The organism is Blautia parvula (genome assembly GCF_020215665.1).
GTDB lineage: Bacteria > Bacillota > Clostridia > Lachnospirales > Lachnospiraceae > Blautia > Blautia celeris.
On record NZ_CP084061.1, the window covers coordinates 106,943 to 124,772 of the forward strand.

14 protein-coding genes and 1 riboswitch are annotated in these 17,830 nt (G+C 50.1%); of the genes, 11 read left to right on the plus strand and 3 right to left on the minus strand.

All coding sequences use genetic code 11. From position 1 onward, the window contains the following. Window positions 1–12: 12 nt before the first annotated feature. Both LC508_RS00645 and LC508_RS00650 read left to right on the plus strand, forming a co-directional pair. On the plus strand, window positions 13–1,770 hold the full coding sequence (locus LC508_RS00645) for an acetyl-CoA carboxylase carboxyltransferase subunit alpha (protein WP_181014398.1): 1,758 nt from the start codon (window positions 13–15) through the stop codon (window positions 1,768–1,770). 18 nt (window positions 1,771–1,788) lie between these two features. After that, entirely contained in the window at window positions 1,789–2,838 is a 1,050-nt protein-coding gene (locus LC508_RS00650) for an NAD(P)H-dependent flavin oxidoreductase (RefSeq protein ID WP_054352322.1), read from the plus strand. Between the two features lie 149 nt (window positions 2,839–2,987). Here LC508_RS00650 and LC508_RS00655 read toward each other — a convergent pair whose 3' ends face one another. Both LC508_RS00655 and LC508_RS00660 read right to left on the minus strand, forming a co-directional pair. Continuing rightward, a complete protein-coding gene (locus LC508_RS00655; protein ID WP_033141218.1) occupies window positions 2,988–3,317 on the minus strand; it encodes a hypothetical protein in 330 nt (109 codons plus the stop codon). 130 nt (window positions 3,318–3,447) lie between these two features. Next, a complete protein-coding gene (locus LC508_RS00660; RefSeq protein WP_103731201.1) occupies window positions 3,448–5,334 on the minus strand; it encodes a beta-N-acetylhexosaminidase in 1,887 nt (628 codons plus the stop codon). Window positions 5,335–5,593: 259 nt separating this feature from the next. Here LC508_RS00660 and LC508_RS00665 point away from each other — a divergent pair, with 259 nt between their 5' ends. The 9 genes from LC508_RS00665 to LC508_RS00705 all read left to right on the plus strand — a co-directional run bounded on the left by LC508_RS00665 (window position 5,594) and on the right by LC508_RS00705 (window position 16,434). Next, a complete protein-coding gene (locus LC508_RS00665) occupies window positions 5,594–6,166 on the plus strand; it encodes a chromate transporter (RefSeq protein ID WP_103731205.1) in 573 nt (190 codons plus the stop codon). Next, window positions 6,163–6,729 (plus strand): chromate transporter, encoded by a 567-nt coding sequence (locus LC508_RS00670; protein ID WP_033141217.1) that lies wholly within the window; start codon window positions 6,163–6,165, stop codon window positions 6,727–6,729. Before LC508_RS00665 ends, LC508_RS00670 begins: the two co-directional genes overlap by 4 nt. Window positions 6,730–6,907: 178 nt before the next feature. Continuing rightward, window positions 6,908–7,005: riboswitch (purine riboswitch) on the plus strand. 103 nt (window positions 7,006–7,108) lie between these two features. Further along, a complete protein-coding gene (locus tag LC508_RS00675) occupies window positions 7,109–8,410 on the plus strand; it encodes an amidohydrolase family protein (RefSeq protein ID WP_103731200.1) in 1,302 nt (433 codons plus the stop codon). Window positions 8,411–8,491: 81 nt separating this feature from the next. Further along, a complete protein-coding gene (gene xdhA / locus LC508_RS00680) occupies window positions 8,492–10,915 on the plus strand; it encodes a xanthine dehydrogenase subunit XdhA (protein WP_103731199.1) in 2,424 nt (807 codons plus the stop codon). Then, window positions 10,908–11,801 (plus strand): xanthine dehydrogenase subunit XdhB, encoded by an 894-nt coding sequence (gene xdhB, locus LC508_RS00685; RefSeq protein WP_103731198.1) that lies wholly within the window; start codon window positions 10,908–10,910, stop codon window positions 11,799–11,801. Before xdhA ends, xdhB begins: the two co-directional genes overlap by 8 nt. Then, window positions 11,794–12,282, plus strand: a complete 489-nt coding sequence (gene xdhC / locus LC508_RS00690) for a xanthine dehydrogenase subunit XdhC (protein ID WP_033141213.1) — start codon at window positions 11,794–11,796, stop codon at window positions 12,280–12,282. Before xdhB ends, xdhC begins: the two co-directional genes overlap by 8 nt. Before the next feature lie 203 nt (window positions 12,283–12,485). Further along, window positions 12,486–13,946 (plus strand): glutamate--tRNA ligase, encoded by a 1,461-nt coding sequence (gene gltX / locus LC508_RS00695; RefSeq protein WP_033141212.1) that lies wholly within the window; start codon window positions 12,486–12,488, stop codon window positions 13,944–13,946. A 26-nt stretch (window positions 13,947–13,972) separates the two neighbouring features. After that, window positions 13,973–15,832: an ATP-dependent helicase gene (locus LC508_RS00700; RefSeq protein ID WP_033141211.1), complete on the plus strand. Its 1,860-nt coding sequence runs from the start codon at window positions 13,973–13,975 to the stop codon at window positions 15,830–15,832. 5 nt (window positions 15,833–15,837) lie between these two features. Next, window positions 15,838–16,434: a 4'-phosphopantetheinyl transferase family protein gene (locus LC508_RS00705; protein WP_052099420.1), complete on the plus strand. Its 597-nt coding sequence runs from the start codon at window positions 15,838–15,840 to the stop codon at window positions 16,432–16,434. Between the two features lie 202 nt (window positions 16,435–16,636). Here the strand turns inward: LC508_RS00705 and LC508_RS00710 are convergent, their stop codons facing one another. Then, on the minus strand, window positions 16,637–17,632 hold the full coding sequence (locus LC508_RS00710; protein WP_103731197.1) for an aldo/keto reductase: 996 nt from the start codon (window positions 17,630–17,632) through the stop codon (window positions 16,637–16,639). Window positions 17,633–17,830: the final 198 nt, after the last annotated feature.

The window sequence follows — 17,830 nt, forward strand, 5'->3', positions numbered from 1 at the left end:
GAGCAGGCAGATATGTCCAGATTAAAGGATTTATTCAAGAAGACTACCAATGTACAGGAGCCGGAGACCGAGGAGAGTAAAGTGCCCGGGGAAGAGACACCCGGCAGTGAAAACACCCCCTCCGTCCCGGAAGGTTTATGGGTCAAATGTCCCAAATGCGGGGAACTCCTCTACAAGGAAGACGTTGTAAAAAATGATTATGTATGTCCGAAATGCAAGGGATATTTCCGGATCAAGGCCAAGACCAGAATCCGTATGGTCGCGGACAAGGGATCTTTCCAGGAATGGTGTACAGGGCTTCATACCTTTAATCCCCTGGACTATCCGGAGTATGAGGAGAAGATTGCAAAACAGCAGGAAAAGACACACCTGGAAGAGGCTATCCGCATTGGTGAGGCCAGGATTGACGGCACCAGGGTGGTGCTGGGTGTCTGCGACGCCCGTTTTCTCATGGGGAGCATGGGATACGTGGTGGGGGAGAAGATCACCCGCTCCTTTGAGCGGGCCACAGAGGAAAAACTGCCGGTTATCCTGTTCTGCTGTTCCGGCGGTGCCAGAATGCAGGAGGGCATGGTATCCCTGATGCAGATGGCAAAGACTTCCGCAGCCATTAAAAGGCACAGTGAGGCAGGGCTTCTCTATATTCCTGTGCTCACAGACCCCACCACAGGCGGGGTGACAGCCAGCTTTGCCATGCTGGGAGATATTATCCTGGCCGAGCCGGGAGCGCTGATTGGTTTTGCCGGCCCGAGAGTTATTGCGCAGACCATTGGACAGAAGCTGCCGGAAGGGTTCCAGAAACCGGAATTTCTGGTAGAGCACGGCATTATTGACGGAATCGTCACAAGGAACCTGTTGAAAAAAACCTTATCAGGGCTTGTGAAGTTTCATGAAAGAAAGAACGGCTACTGCCAGTTCACCAGGATTACTCTGCCGGAAATGGCGGAGGAAGGGGAGAAGAAACACAGACGCAGAAACCGGGATAAGAACATGACTGCCTGGGAGCGGGTGGAGACGGCAAGGGATTCCAAACGCCCCACCAGCCTTGACTATATAGAGACTGTTTTTGAAGAATTTATGGAACTGCACGGAGACCGGGCATTTCGGGATGACGGTGCCATTGTGGGAGGTCTGGCTGTGCTGGACGGGCAGCCGGTGACCGTGATCGGTGTGCAGAAGGGGAGAAATACCAAGGATAACATTTTAAGAAACTTCGGCATGCCCTCCCCGGAAGGCTACCGAAAAGCCCTGCGCCTTATGAAGCAGGCAGAAAAATTCAACCGGCCTGTCATCAATTTCATTGACACCCCGGGTGCATTCTGCGGCATCGAGGCAGAGGAGAGAGGGCAGGGGGAGGCCATAGCCAGAAACCTGCTGGAAATGTCTGACCTGAAGGTGCCTGTGCTGAGTATCGTTATCGGCGAAGGCGGAAGCGGCGGTGCGCTGGCCCTGGGTGTGGGCAATGAGGTCTGGATGATGGAAAATGCCACATATTCTGTGCTCTCACCGGAGGGATTTGCCTCCATTCTCTGGAAGGACAGCAAGAGGGCAAAGGAAGCGGCAGAGGTCATGAAGATCACAGCCAGGGACTTGAAGAATCTGGGAATCATCGAACATGTGATACCGGAGGATATTCCTGCCTGTGCCCAGAACCTGCCGGAGATTGCCGAGGATATGAAAAACCGTATGCACCAGTTCCTTTCAGAGATGGAAGGAAAGACACCGGAAGAGCTGGCGGCCCTCCGGTATGAGCGATTCAGAAAAATGTGAGCCAGAAAGAGTTAGAGTATGAGAAAACCATTGATGATAGGTGATTTGACAGCTAAGATACCTGTGATACAGGGCGGCATGGGAGTGGGGATCAGCCTTTCCCGTCTGGCGGGCAGTGTGGCTGCCTGCGGCGGTGTAGGCGTCATATCCACCGCGCAGATCGGCTGGCGGGAGCCGGATTTTCGGGAACATCCCTTTGAGGCCAACTACAGAGCCATAGGGAAAGAAATCCAAAAGGCCAGGGAGATCGCAGAGGGCGGCATTATCGGCGTGAACATAATGGTAGCTACCCAGAGATATGAGGAATATGTGAAAACTGCGGTGAAGGCAGGCGTGGATCTGATCATCTCAGGCGCCGGACTGCCCATTGACCTTCCGAAATATGTGGAGGGCACGAAGACAAAGATCGCCCCTATTGTATCCTCCCTGAAGTCCCTGAACGTCATCTGCCGTATGTGGGAGAGAAAGTATAAGAAGGCGCCTGATCTGGTGGTCATTGAGGGACCAAAGGCAGGAGGCCATCTGGGATTTTCCAGGGAAGAGCTGGATACCTTTACAGATGAGTCTTATGACGGCGTGATTCGCTCCATTATTGAAAAGGTAAAGGAATACGGTGAGAAGTTCAGCAAAAAGATTCCTGTGGTAGTGGCAGGCGGCATTTATGACAGAGCGGATATGGACCATGCGCTTTCGCTGGGCGCAGACGGAGTACAGATGGGGACCCGGTTCGTGACGACGGAGGAGTGCGACGCCGCGCCGGAATACAAACAGGCATACATCCGGGCTGAAAAAGAGGATATCTGTATTGTGCAGAGTCCTGTGGGAATGCCGGGAAGAGCGATCAAAAATGCTTTTATGGACAGGGTGAAGACGGAAAAGTGCAGAATCGAACACTGCTATCACTGCATCGTCACCTGCAGGCCCGCAGAGATACCGTATTGTATCACACAGGCACTGGTGAATGCAGCGGAGGGAAGAGTGGAGGACGCGCTTCTGTTCTGCGGCTCCAATGCCTGCCGCTCCCATAAGATTGAAAAAGTGGAAGATATCATGAAAGAGCTTGGCTGAAATGAGAAGGTGCCGGGATAAGAAATGAAAAAGGAAAGCTGCTGATATCTGCGGGAAACCGCGGAGAGGGCAGCTTTTTTGTGTTTTAAGAGGCCCGGCCGAATGATTCGACCGGGCCTCCCTAAAAGAGGATTTATTTTATGAAGGCTTTACATGTTGACCTTCATTTTATATTTTTTCTCCTGATATCTGCTTCCCTGTTCTCTGCCTTCGGTGTGCTCATTTACAGTCCCGGTGTTTTGGACACTGTGGAAATCATTCAGATGTGCACTGCCGAATTCTTCTTCCATCCAGATGTGGCGGAAGTTCTTTTTCTGCTGAATAGCCTGGCAGAATCTGCCAATCACAAAAATGGTTTTATCCCGTAACCCCGTTTCTGTTGTGCGTCTGGAAGAACGAAGCCAGTATTCCATCAAAGTCCAGCAGACTAACAGGAATCCAGCGGCAAAAATTAAAGTGACTATCAATCTTTCCAACATTATGAACACCCCTTTCCACGTTTTACTTGTTATCTTTATATTAATTCTTTTGATAAAAATAGTCAATGATTAAATGGAAGAAAAATCATATTTTCTAAAAATTTAATAGTATAACAGGATTCGTTTGATTTTATACTACAGAGGCAGATACCATTTGACGCCAGATATTGTCACAGACCGGAGAGATAGGATGACCGTCCTTATCTGTGAGAACCGGCAGGCGTGTCTCTTCCAGCTCTTCCAGGCAGGCAATCTTTCCCTCCGCGTAGTCTGTCATGCGGGCAGCACAGCTTTTAAGGCGTTCCATCAGACCGCCCAGCCGGATATCCAGGACTTCATATCCGAAACATTTATTTTCCGCAAACCACTGTTCCTTCAGGGCATGTTTAAATTGTTCCACAAGCCCTGCGGTTTTGATGCAGGATTCGGCAGTCGCCAGAAGAGCGGCTCTGTCTTCCGCGTCGTAGGCAGCTTTCGCATCAAGGCCCAGGGTCACTTTTCTGGCGAGCACTTCACTCAGAAGCGCAAGCGTGCCAAAAACAGGGGCATACTCCCCGCCCTTTTCGGCAATGGCCCGAAGCTCTTTTGCACAGCGTCTGTAATGCTCCGGATAGGTCTGTGCATCCACATGGCAGTCATAGATGCCCATGAGGACATCCTGATACAGCAGATATCTGGCGGGGGCGGCACTCATTTTACCGGGCATAGGATTATCAGGTGTCAGGTTCGGGTTGTCCAGCTTCAGAAAATCTTCCAGCACAGCGCCGGTGCAGGCCAGAAGACGGGGCGCCAGATCCCGGTCGCCGGCGGCCCGGGTATAGTTAAATTCTGCGAAGAGTGAGAGTACGGGAAGTACGGCGGACTGGGAAGCTTCACCGCCGTCATCCCCCCATCCGGTCACAAGTACATTGGTGATGCCATGTTTTTCACATTGTCTCAGGGCAAGACGGGATACCTGCATGCTGTGGCTGATAAGAGGGGCATACCCGTTCCATTTCCAGGCACCTCCGGCAAACCCCACATTTCCGGCCAGTTCCCTGTGGTATTTCATCATCTGGTCATAGGTCTCTTCGTCTCGGGAATAGTAATCCCAGTAGAGAAGCTCTACATTTGCCGGAATCTTCTTCTTGATCTCCTCTGTGATATGGAATTCTTTGCCGTAGTATTCGCCTCCGGAGATCATTTTGAAAAACATATCACTCCACATCATAGCGGTGTATCCGTATTTTTCACAGATTTCCAGGACGCGGTGCAGATGGCGTTCCATAATATCAATGCGTTCCTCATAGCCGAAACGGTTCAGGTAAGCGCCACGGCCGATCATCTCCGCTTCATCCATTCCGATGTTGATGGTACGGCTTTGAAAGGTCTCTGACCAGGTGCGTACCATGGCTTCTATCAGACTGTAAGTATCCTCGCTTCCGCACAACAGAATATCTCCCGTGTCATGTACCGGCTCAAAGGCAGGCCAGCGGAAAATCGCGTTTAAATGGGCCAGGGTCTGGATGCAGGGCACCATCTCTATACCGAGGGCTGCCGCGAATCTGTCCAGCTCCTGCAGCTCCTGTCTGCTGTACCGGCCCCTGAAATGTCCGAAATAAGGGTATCCCTCCACTTCATACGTGTCCTCTGTGTAGAGCATGAGCCGGTCATATCCCATGAGGGAGAGTTTGATAATAAGCCTTCTCACAAAATCAGGGCTGCACACAGCGTTGCGGGAACAGTCAGCCATGTAGGTGAGATGCTCAAAGACTGCCTGTTCTTCTTTGGCAGCGCTTTGGCGGTTTTGGGTGATCCATTCCTTGATGATCCCGAGGCCGCGGAAAAATTCAGAGGTTCTGCTGTATGTAATGCAGGCTCTATCCCCGTCCAGACGGACAGACAGGCCGCTGCCGCTTTTTTCCGAAGTGATTTCTATGCAGCGGTCCCCGGTCATATCTCTTTCCAGATATTCCGCAGCGGATAAGGCTCCGGTCATCAGAGACGGGTCTATATGTGCAAGATTAAAAATTTCCATAAGTGATCTCCTTTTCTTACTCTTCAAACTTATTCCGGTGTCCTTTTATTGTAAAGGAGTTTTAGGGAGGAGTCAACGAAAGAAACTTCAGCACGAAAGAAACTTCAGCAGCACGGATAAAACAATAAAGATGCACCAGAATAATAATGTAAAAAGCATAGGTAAAAGACTATGATCATTGTTATGATAAAACTATTTTACAGCCATGAGAAAAGAGACTATACTATGATAAAATCATAGAATGAAAGCTGGTGTTTTTATGGAGAGAAAAGAAAAGATACGGATTTTGTGGAAGTTGTTTTATTCTACATTGTACCTGAGTGCTTTTACCTTTGGGGGAGGATATGTGATCATTACCCTGATGAAGAAAAAATTTGTAGATGAGTACCGCTGGATTGAAGAGGAGGAGATGCTGGATCTGGTGGCTATCGCCCAGTCTTCACCCGGACCCATTGCAGTAAACGGAGCCATTGTAGTGGGGTATAAGCTGGCGGGCATGGCGGGCGTTCTGGTCTCCATTCTGGGAACGGTACTGCCTCCATTTGTGATTCTTACGGTTGTTTCTTTCTTTTATGAAGCTTTCCAGTCTAATTTCTACGTGAAAACCATACTGGACGGCATGCAGTGCGGGGTGGCTGCAGTCATCGCCTCTGTAGTTTATGACATGGGAAAAGGTGTGATAGAGGGGAAGAGTCTGGTGTCCAATCTGATCATGGCGGCTGCCTTTACTGTCACTTTTTTCTTTCAGATGAATGTGGTCTATGTAGTGCTCATATGTATCGGACTTGGGGTGTTGAGGGTCCTGTGGGGAAGAAGAGGTGAGAAGTCATGATCTATCTGCAGTTATTCTGGAGTTTTCTCCAGATAGGATTATTTAGTTTTGGAGGCGGCTATGCGGCTATGCCCCTGATTCAGAATCAGGTAGTGGCTGTCCATGGCTGGCTGACCCAGAGAGAGTTTACCGACCTGGTCACCATTTCCCAGATGACACCCGGACCGATCGCCATTAATTCCGCTACTTTTGTAGGCTCTAAAATTGCAGGAACGGGAGGCTCTTTGGCAGCTACTATAGGCTGTATCCTGCCTTCCTGTATTATCGTGTCCCTGCTGGCTTATATGTATATGAAGTACAGAAAACTGGACATGATGCAGGGTATCCTGAACACTCTGCGGCCTGCCGTGGTCTCCATGATCGCCACTGCCGGCATGGCAATTCTGATTACTGCCTTCTTTGGTGAAGAGGGAGTCGTGAAATTGTCAGCTATGCGCTGGGATGCGATAATCATCTTTATTCTGGCCGTGGCGGCGCTGAGGCTGAAGAAATGGAATCCCATCCTTGTCATGGTGCTGGCCGGTGTTCTGGAACTGGCCTGGAAAGCAGTCGGCGGCCATTAAACAAGAGACTGTCTGAAGCATTCTGCCTCGGGATTTTCATGCCCTCAGTCTGAAAATACCTGGCAGGAAACTGGCATGTGGGCAGTAACAGTACAAAATCTATATTGTGTTTCCAGTTCCGTGAATATTGACTTTTCGACCTGTGTATACTATACTAAGAATAGTAATTCGCTGTAGTAATACGGTGAAAAACAGGACTTATATATGTTCATAATGCGGGTTGAACGTTTCTACCAGCTACCGAAATAGCTGACTATAAGTCCCCTGATAATTGGGGGCTTTGCAGTCTGGTTCCGGTGGCTGGTTTTTTATTTTCAGAAGGATTCTGAAAAGTACGGCGGCCGGATTCAGCAATCGCTCCTTGTATAGGAGGTAAAACATGAGAAAAGAAGAAAACAGAGCAGATACCTTTATATTGAAGGGAAACATCTGCTACAGTGAGACGGCAGAGACGGTCCGGACCGTTCCAAATGCTTACCTGGTATGCCGGGAGGGCATCTGCCAGGGGGTGTTTGAGGAACTTCCGGAAGAATGGAGGGACTTCCCGTTGACAGACTGTGGGAATGCCCTGATCCTGCCGGGATTGGTGGATCTGCATCTGCACGCGCCTCAGTACGCATTTACGGGCCTTGGTATGGATATGGAGCTTCTGGAGTGGCTGGATACACGGACATTTCCCGAGGAGGGAAAGTACGGGGATATGGCATACGCGGAAAAGGCATATGGCATATTTACAGAAGACCTGAAAAACAGCGCAACCACCAGGGCGTGTATCTTTGCCACACGCCATGTGCCGGCAACCATTCTCCTGATGGATATGCTGGAAGGATCGGGCCTTAAAACTATGGTGGGAAAAGTAAATATGGACCGGAACGCGCCGGATTATCTCTGTGAGGAAAGTGCGGAAAAATCAGCTCTGGACACCCGCCTGTGGCTGAAGGAGGTAAACGGAAGATACAAAAATGTCAGGCCCATCCTCACACCGCGGTTTATCCCAAGCTGTTCAGATGATCTTATGAAAATGCTCAGTGAAATCCGAAAGGAGTATGACCTTCCCATCCAGTCTCATCTCTCTGAGAATAAAGGGGAGATTGCCTGGGTGAAGGAACTGTGCCCCTGGTCCTCTTTTTACGGGGATGCCTATGAGCAGTTCGGTATGTTCGGGGGAAATTATCCGGCAGTTATGGCGCACTGCGTACATCCCACAGAGGAAGAGATAGTATTGATGAGGAAAAACGGGGTCTTTGCAGCCCACTGTCCTCACTCTAACACCGATTTATCCTCAGGGGTGGCACCGATAAGGAGATATCTGGATGAGGGTATCCATGTGGGCCTGGGAAGTGATATTGCAGGAGGCCATGTACTCTCCCTGTTTCAGGTGATGGTGGGCGCTGTGCAGGCATCCAAACTTCGCTGGCGTCTGGAGGATGATTCGCAGAAGCCGCTCACTGTGGATGAGGTGTTCTACCTGGGCACAAAGGGAGGCGGCGCCTTCTTCGGGCAGGTGGGCAGCTTTGAAAAAGGGTATGAATTTGACGCGGTGATCATGGATGACTCCAGACTGAAAACACCCAGAAAGCTGACATTGAAAGAACGTCTGGAACGTGTGGTATACCTGTCAGATGACAGGGATGTGAGAGGAAAATATGTGGCAGGCAGAAAAATCTTTGCAGCTATTTAGTCAGGTCTGCGCATTTGCTGCACAGACCGTGCACAAAAGTGGCAGCAGCGGCTGTTCACAGATGGAAAAGAGGGATGATTTATGGGAGTTGGCAGTTCAAAGAATCGTGTGGATGCCTGGGAAAAAGTAACGGGGCAGGCAAAATACACGGCGGATCTGATGCCGCAGAATCTGTATACGGCAAAAGTGGTACACAGCACCATAGCAAACGGATGGGTAAAAAGTTTTGATCTGGAAGAGGCATTAAAGGTTCCCGGCGTGGTGAAGATCGTCACCTGTTTTGATGTGCCTGATATTCAGTTTCCGACACCGGGGCACCCCTGGTCAGTGGAAAAAGCACATCAGGATATTAAGGACAGAAAGCTTCTGAACCGGCGGGTACGCATGTATGGGGATGACATTGCAGCCGTGATCGCGGAGGATGATATCGCAGCCAGACGTGCGGCAGATAAGATTAAAGTGGAATATGAGGAATACCCGGTGATACTGGACCCGGAGGCATCCATGAAGGAGGGAGCACCTCTTCTGCATGAGGAAAAGCCGGGAAATGTGATCGCGCACACCAGTTTTGTGCTGGGGGACGGAAGTTTTGAGGAGGCGGCCTGTGAGGAAGGGCTGGCCGTGATCGAGAAGGAGTACAGGACACAGCCGGTCCAGCACTGTCACATTGAGGTGCCGGTTTCCTATGCCTATATGGAGAAGGGAAGGATCGTCATAGTGACCTCCACCCAGATTCCCCATATTGTGAGGCGTGTGGTCAGCCAGGCTCTGGGGATTCCCATTGGGCAGATCCGGGTGATCAAGCCGTATATCGGCGGCGGATTCGGCAACAAGCAGGATGTGCTGTATGAGCCGTTAAACGCGTTTTTATGTACCCAGGCAGGCGGTCACGGCGTCAGGCTGGAGCTGTCCAGGGAGGAGACTCTTGGCTGTACCCGTGTGCGCCATGCGTTTACCTGGAAGATCAAAGGGGCAGTCAGGGAGGACGGCACACTGGTGGCGAGGAAATATGAAGCCTACTCCAACCAGGGCGCTTATGCTTCCCATGCTCACGCCATTGCAGCCAACGCAGCCAATATTTTCAAACAGCTTTACCAGGATGAGAAGGTTCTGGAGTCGGACAGCTACACGGTTTATACGAACCTGATGACAGGCGGTGCCATGCGCGGATATGGGATTCCTCAGGGGGATTTTGTGACAGAGTGCGTGGCTGACGATCTGGCCCGCGCTGTGGGTATGGACCCCCTGGAGTTCCGGTTGAAAAACTGTGTGAAGGAAGGGTATAAAGATCCGCATCTGGGCATTGCCTTCCACTCTTACGGGCTGAAAGCCTGTATAGAAAAAGGGAGGGAATATATCCGCTGGGAGGAAAAACGAAAGGCATATGAGAACCAGTCCGGGCCCGTGAGAAGAGGCGTGGGTATGGCAATCTTCAACTATAAGACAGGGGTTTATCCCATTTCTCTTGAGACGTCATCCTGCCGTATGGTTCTGAATCAGGACGGCTCCATGCAGCTCTTTATGGGGGCAACTGAGATCGGCCAGGGAGCTGACACGGTGTTTACCCAGATGGCAGCAGAGATCACAGGCATAACGGAGGACAGGATACATATAGAGACCGTACAGGATACAGATACCACGCCTTTTGACACAGGAGCCTATGCTTCCAGGCAGACTTATGTGAGCGGAAAAGCTGTGAAAAAGACAGGAGAATTGTTTAAGCAGAGGATTCTGGAGTATGCGGCATTTAAGCTGAAGCTGCCCTGCGGGGATATGCCTTTGGGAGAGGAAAAAAATGCAGAGGCAGGCGCAGGTGCTTCTGAAGCTGCGGAAGCATGTGCTGAATCGTCAGCGTGGAAGAGGCTGGATATCAAAGAGAATCAGGTGATCGACAAGGCCTCAGGGGAGGTGCTTCTTTCCCTGGCAGCCCTCGCGGAGGAGGCATTGTACAGCCTGGAAAAATCTGTGCATATCACTGCTGAGACGACCAGCCACTGTAAGGAAAACTCCTTTGCCTCAGGTGTCTGCTTTGCAGAGGTGGAGGTGGATATGCCGGTGGGTAAGATCCGCATACTGGATATCATCAATGTCCATGACAGCGGAAAACTGATTAATCCCAGCCTTGCCAAAGCGCAGGTGCACGGGGGCATGAGCATGGGCATTGGTTATGCGCTGAGTGAAGAACTGCTGGTGGATGAAAAGACAGGAAGGCCGCTGAATGCCAACCTCCTTGACTATAAGATCCCCACAGCTATGGACACACCGAATCTGCATACGGATTTTGTGGAGATGGATGACCCCACAGGTCCTTTCGGCAACAAAGCGCTGGGAGAACCTCCCACTATTCCTGTGGCTCCGGCTATCAGAAATGCCGTGCTGCACGCCACCGGAATTGCTTTTGATTCCCTTCCGCTGTCACCGCAGAAACTGGTGGAGCGTTTTATGAAAGAGGGAATGATCGGAGCCGAAAGCGGGAAGTTAAAAGGGGGTGAAACACATGTATGACATTGAAAAATATTATCAGGCCAAAGATGTGGAAGACGCTGTGAGAGCACTGGAGGAAGACGCGGATGCGGTGGTGATCTCCGGAGGAAGTGATGTGCTGATCAAGATCAGGGAAGGGAAGCTTGCCGGCTGTTCCCTGGTAAGCATACATGGGATACCGGCTCTTGAAGGAGTCAGGATGGAGGCGGACGGCACCATTGTCATAGGTCCTGCCACTACATTTTCACACATCACCTATGACTCTGTGATACAAAAATATATCCCTGCACTGGGATGGGCAGTGGATCAGGTGGGAGGCCCCCAGATCCGCAACATAGGAACCATCGGGGGAAATGTCTGTAATGGCGTGACGAGTGCAGACAGCGCGGCTCTGCTTTTTACTCTGAATGCGGTGCTGGAGCTGACAGGTCCAAAAGGCACAAGAGAGATACCTGTTGCTGAGTTTTACACAGGTCCGGGCCGGACCCTGCGGGAACATGCAGAAATTCTGACTGCCATAAAGATCACCAGGGAGAATTACCGGGGATTTTACGGACATTATACAAAATACGGGAAAAGAAACGCTATGGAGATTGCCACTCTCGGCTGTGCGGTACATGTGAAATTAAGTGCTGACAACATGCGGATTTCGGAGTTCCGGCTGGGATTCGGCGTGGCTGCGCCTACCCCCATACGCTGTTTTAAAACAGAGGAAACGGTAAAAGGAATGGCGGTCACAGACCCGGAACTGTATGAGAAGATACAAGAGGGAGCAGTCTCTGAAGTGACACCCCGTTCCAGTTGGCGTGCATCCAGGGAATTCCGTCTTCAGCTGGTGCGGGAGCTGTCCGTGCGAACTGCAAAAGAAGCCATAGAAAAAGCTTCAGGAGGTGAGGCAGATGCTTAAGATCATAACCATGACCGTCAATGGAAAAGAGACAGAACTGGCAGTGGATGACAGGGAAGCCCTGCTTGATACTTTAAGAAACCGCCTGGGACTTACCAGTGTGAAACGCGGCTGTGAGGTAGGGGAATGCGGCGCCTGTACGGTCCTTGTGGACGGCGAAGCCATTGATTCGTGTATCTATCTGACCATGTGGGCGGAGGGAAAACACATCATGACCGTGGAGGGCTTAAAGGGCAGAAATGGGGAACTTTCCCCTATCCAGACAGCTTTTGTGGAGGAGGCTGCAGTCCAGTGCGGCTTCTGCACACCGGGTCTTATTATGAGCGCAGTGGAGATTGTGGGCACAGGGAAGAGATACAGCAGAGAAGAACTGAAAAAACTGATCTCCGGACATCTGTGCCGCTGTACAGGGTATGAGAATATTCTGAATGCCATGGAAAGGATTGTGGAGGAGACTTACCGGACGGTAAATCGGGAATAAAAGAGAATTTCACACGCCGCTGGCCTGCGGGAACAGTAATACTTATTTTCCGCTGAAGTGGGAAAATTCTGTTTCCCACTTGAAAAGTAGAAAACCTTACGGTATAATTTCAATGATATGGGGTATTTGGCCGACAATGTCCATGTACCCCTTTTTCGTGGAAAAACCAGGAGAAAAAAGGAACCGATAAGGAGATTGACAATATGAGTACCGTAAGAACAAGATTTGCCCCAAGCCCCACAGGAAAAATGCATGTGGGAAATTTGAGAACTGCTTTATATGCGTATCTGATCGCAAAGCATGAGAACGGAAGCTTTATGCTCCGTATTGAGGATACAGACCAGGAACGTTTTGTGGACGGCGCGCTGGAGATCATTTACCGCACACTGGCAAAGACGGGACTGGTTCACGACGAAGGCCCGGATAAGGACGGCGGCTACGGCCCTTATGTCCAGAGTGAGAGAAACGCACAGGGCATTTATCTGAAATACGCCAAACAACTGATCGAACAGGGAGATGCATATTACTGTTTCTGTACAAAAGAGCGTCTGGATTCCCTGAAAGCCAGCGTGGGAGAGGACGGCAAGGAAATTGCGGTCTATGACAAGCACTGTCTGCATCTAAGCAAAGAGGAAGTGGAGGCAAAGCTTGCTGCAGGAGAACCCCATGTGATCCGCTTCAATATGCCGGCAGAGGGAACCACAACCTTCCATGATGATATTTACGGTGACATCACTGTGCCGAACAATGAACTGGATGACCTGATCCTGATCAAATCAGACGGCTATCCCACCTATAACTTTGCAAACGTGATCGATGATCATCTCATGGGGATCACCCATGTGGTGCGCGGAAATGAATACCTGTCCTCCTCACCGAAATATAACAGGATCTACGAGGCATTTGGCTGGGAGATTCCCACTTATGTACACTGTCCGCTGATCACCAATGAGGAGCACAAAAAGCTGAGCAAACGCTCCGGCCACTCCTCCTATGAGGATTTGCTGGACCAGGGATTTCTCACAGAGGCAATTGTAAATTACGTGGCGCTGCTTGGATGGTGCCCGGAGGACAACCGTGAGATCTTCAGCCTGGAAGAGCTGGTGAAAGAATTTGACTATCATCATATGAGTAAATCCCCGGCTGTGTTTGATATGACAAAGCTGAAATGGATGAACGGAGAATACATCAAAGCGATGGATTTTGACAAGTTCTATGACATGGCGCTTCCGTTTGTGAAAGAGGCAGTCAAAAAAGATCTGAACCTTGAGAAAATAGCGGGCATGGTAAAGACAAGGATTGAAGTTTTCCCGGATATCCCGGCTCTCATTGACTTCTTTGAGGCAGTACCGGAGTATGATGTGTCCATGTATACACACAAGAAAATGAAAACCAACCCGGAAATCTCACTGGAGGTTCTGAATAAGGTCATACCGGTTCTGGAAGGTTTTGACAATTATACAAACGATGCGCTGTATGAACTGCTCTGCGGTTTTGCAAAGGAAAACGGCTATAAAAACGGACAGATCCTCTGGCCTGTACGCACCGCCCTTTCCGGCAAGCAGATGACACCTGCCGGTGCTACGGAGATTCTGGAAGTGCTGGGAAAAGAGGAGTCCATGAAACGTCTGCATGCTGCAGTGGAAAAACTGGAGCAGGCATAAACAAATACTATTGGAGTAACCCATATATGCAGAAAAATTCCTCACAGGAACGAGCAGTATCCCACAACCGGGGCCCCATGATGCTTCTTGCAGGCCCCGGTTCCGGGAAAACCACCACCATCACCAGGAGGGTGGCTAACTTAATAAAGGAATACCAGGTAACTCCTTCATCCATTCTGGTGGTGACGTTTACAAAAGCGGCTGCCAGGGAGATGAAGGAGCGTTTTTTACGCCTGTGTGATATGGAAGGTATGGCAGGCCCTTACAGGGAGGTGACTTTTGGCACGTTCCATGGCATTTTTTACGGAATCCTACGCCATGCCTATCGGCTGTCCGCAAAGAACATTCTTGGGGAAGAGCGGAAATACGATATTTTAAAGGAAATCGTCTACCGCCAGAGAATGCGGATCGACGACGAGAAGGAGTTTTTTGAGGGGCTGGTACAGGAAATCTCCATTGTAAAGAACGGCAGGATGCCCATAGAGCATTATTATTCCGCCAACTGCCCGGATGACACATTCAGAAAGATTTACCGCTCCTATGTGGATGCCTGCAGACAGTCCAGGCTTCTGGATTTCGATGACATGCTGCTGTACTGTTATGACCTTCTGACAGGAAGAAAAGATATCCTGGCCGGTTGGCAGAATAAGTTCCGGTATGTGCTTGTGGATGAGTTCCAGGACATCAATCAGCTTCAGTATGACATTATAAAGCTGCTGGCAGCGCCCCAGAATAACCTCTTTATCGTGGGGGATGATGACCAGTCCATCTACGCGTTCAGAGGGGCAAAGCCGGAGATTATGCTCCATTTCCCAAAGGATTTTCCGGATGCAAAGACAGAACTGCTGGCCTGTAATTACCGCTCCACAAAGCAGATCGTGGAGGCCTCCAAACGTGTGATCGGGAGAAACAAGAACCGCTATCCAAAGGAGTTTTTTACGGAAAACGGAGAGGGAAAACCGGTGGTGGTGCGTGCGTTTGAGGACGGCAAGGAGGAGGAGCTTTTCGTAAAGGAATGTATAAAAAAGGCAGTGCAGGAGGGGGAAGCCTACGAGGAGACAGCTATTCTCTACCGCACGAATCTGGGAGCCAGGTTCCTGGTGGAGACATTGATGGAATACCAGATCCCCTTTCAGATGCGGGATGCCCTGCCGAATCTGTATGAGCACTGGATATCCAGAAATATCATTTCCTATATAAAGCTGGCCCAGGGCGACAGAAGCCGCCGGGAATTTCTGCAGGTTATGAACCGTCCAAACCGTTATATATCCAGGGACGCGCTGGACGATGCCACAGTGTCCTTTGAGGGGCTGCGCTGGTTTTATGAGGGAAAGGACTGGATGTGCGACAGAATCGACAAGCTGGAGGAAGACCTGACAACACTGAAGCGCATGACACCCTATGGGGCAATCAATTATATCCGGTACGGCATCGGGTATGAAGAGTATCTGAAGGATTACGCCTCTTACCGGAAGATCAAAGTGGATGACCTGTATGAAGTCATGGAGGAGCTGGCAGAGAGTGCCAAAGGATATAAAAGCTTCGGTGAATGGTTTGCGCATATTTCCGACTACACGGACAAGTTAAAGGAACAGGCAAAGAAACAGGATATTGAGAAAAAAGGCGTCACAGTGTCCACTCTGCACAGCATCAAAGGCCTGGAATTTGACCGGGTGTTTCTCATGGATGTGAATGAAGGGACTATTCCCTACCATAAAGCTGTTTCAGACAGCAGCATAGAGGAGGAGCGGCGGCTCTTCTATGTGGGCATGACAAGGGCCAGAAAAGAGCTTTACATACTTTATGCAAAATGCAGGCACGACAAGGATTTGGAAGTGTCAAGATTTCTCAAGGAAAGCGGGCTTATACCGGAAAAGAAGGAGTAACGGCTGTGGAAAAGGTTTGGGTTTTTTACGGAAAAACAGAGGGACTGACAGGCAGAGCAGAAGCAAAAGGTGAAAAAGGAAGGCTGGAAACACGGGCCGGACGTGTTCTTCTTGCCCATGCCTTAAAAAAGCTGTACGGACTGTCCGTTCCGGATGGAGAGGAAGGGGCAGCCCAGCTTGAAAAGATGCTTGCAAAAGGAGAAAACGGAAAGCCATATCTCCACGGATATCCTGAGATCCATTTTAATATCAGCCATTCCGGCGCATATGCGGTCTGCGCTCTGGCAGGGATTCCGGTAGGGATTGACATTCAGATCCGTCAGCCGGTGAGAGGAAAAAGGCTTCTGGAGCGGACTATGAATGCCCTGGAACAGGAAGTGATCCAAAACGCCAAAGACCCGGAAATGGCATTTGCGTTTTTCTGGGCCAGGAAGGAGAGTTATCTCAAATGGAGCGGGGAGGGAATCACCAGGGACCTTTCAAAACTGTCCATGGAAGATGCTGTCATGGAGGAAATTCCGGTGGAAGAGGGATACGTCTGTCAGGTCTGTACGGCAGTTCCGTTTTCCTTTGAAAAAATAGAATTACCGTTACAGCTTTGAAGAAAGGAAAGTCCGTTCAGAAAAAGACAGCCGCAGGCGGCACGCTTCGGCGTAGGAAGACTGCGGCGTGAAATTCTGAATTACTGCATGAAAAAGTCCTGCGGGCAGAAGGCGGCTGCGTTTCGACGCAGAACCCCGGCCGGCAGGACTTTTTCAAATATGGCCATACTTTGTGAAAGTACAGGGGATGGATTGAAACAGATTAAAGTGCCATAGAAAGCTCGTCAATCTGTTTCAGCTCTTCTTCTGTAAACGGAGCACTTTTGAGTACTTTCAGGTTATCAAGAATCTGTTCTGCCTTGGAGGCACCTACAAGTACACTGGTCACTACGTCATCTTTCAATACCCATTTCAGCGCCATCTGCGCAAGACTTTCTCCTCTTTCGGATGCAATCCGGTTCAGACCCCGGATGCAGTCAAGACGGCTGTCTGTGAGCTGTTCTGCGTTTAGGAAACGTCCGTCTGTGACTACCCGGCTGTCCGAAGGGATTCCTTTTAGATAGCGGTCCGTCAGCATGCCCTGGGCCAGCGGGCTGAAGGAGATGATCCCTTTTTTCTCCTCCGCGCAGGCTTTCTTCAGACCGTTGTTCTCTATGGTGCGGTTGAAGATGTTGTAGGAGTTCTGGTTAATGACAAAGGGGCATTTCAGTTCCTTTAAAATAGCAGCCGCCCTCTTCATAGTCTCCCCGTCGTAGTTGGACAGTCCCACATACAGGGCTTTTCCGCTTCTCACTGCCTGATCCAGGGCACCCATGGTTTCCTCAAGGGGAGTTTCCGGGTCCATTCTGTGATGGTAGAAAATATCCACATATGCAAGGCCCATGCGCATAAGACTCTGGTCCAGGCTGGCAGTCAGATATTTTCTGCTGCCCCAGTCCCCGTAAGGACCCGGCCACATATCATAGCCTGCCTTGGTGCTGACGATTATCTCATCCCTGTAGGCGGATAGATTTTCTTTAACGATCCTGCCGAAATTTTTCTCCGCGCTTCCCGGTTCGGGTCCGTAATTGTTTGCCAGGTCAAAGTGGGTGATGCCGTTGTCAAAGGCAGTAAAGCACAGCTTTTTCATGTTGTCATAGACTGCGGTGTCACCAAAATTGTGCCATAGTCCCAGGGAGACTGCAGGAAGCTTTAGGCCGCTGTATCCGCAGCGGTTGTATGTCATGGTTTCATATCGTTTGTCATCTGCTCTGTACATAAGTGATCTCCTTTTGTAACTGTTCAGTGTCCTCACAGTTACAGGCAAAAATCCATACAAAATCGCCTTTGGCGATGGGATTTTTGCTTGGCTGTGAAACGTTTTCTTACGGTCAGCGCAGTAAATGCGCAGACCTGCTGAATAATTGTCATCTTTTTTTGTTTCTTTACAAAGTTTAGCACTTCAAGTATACTTGAA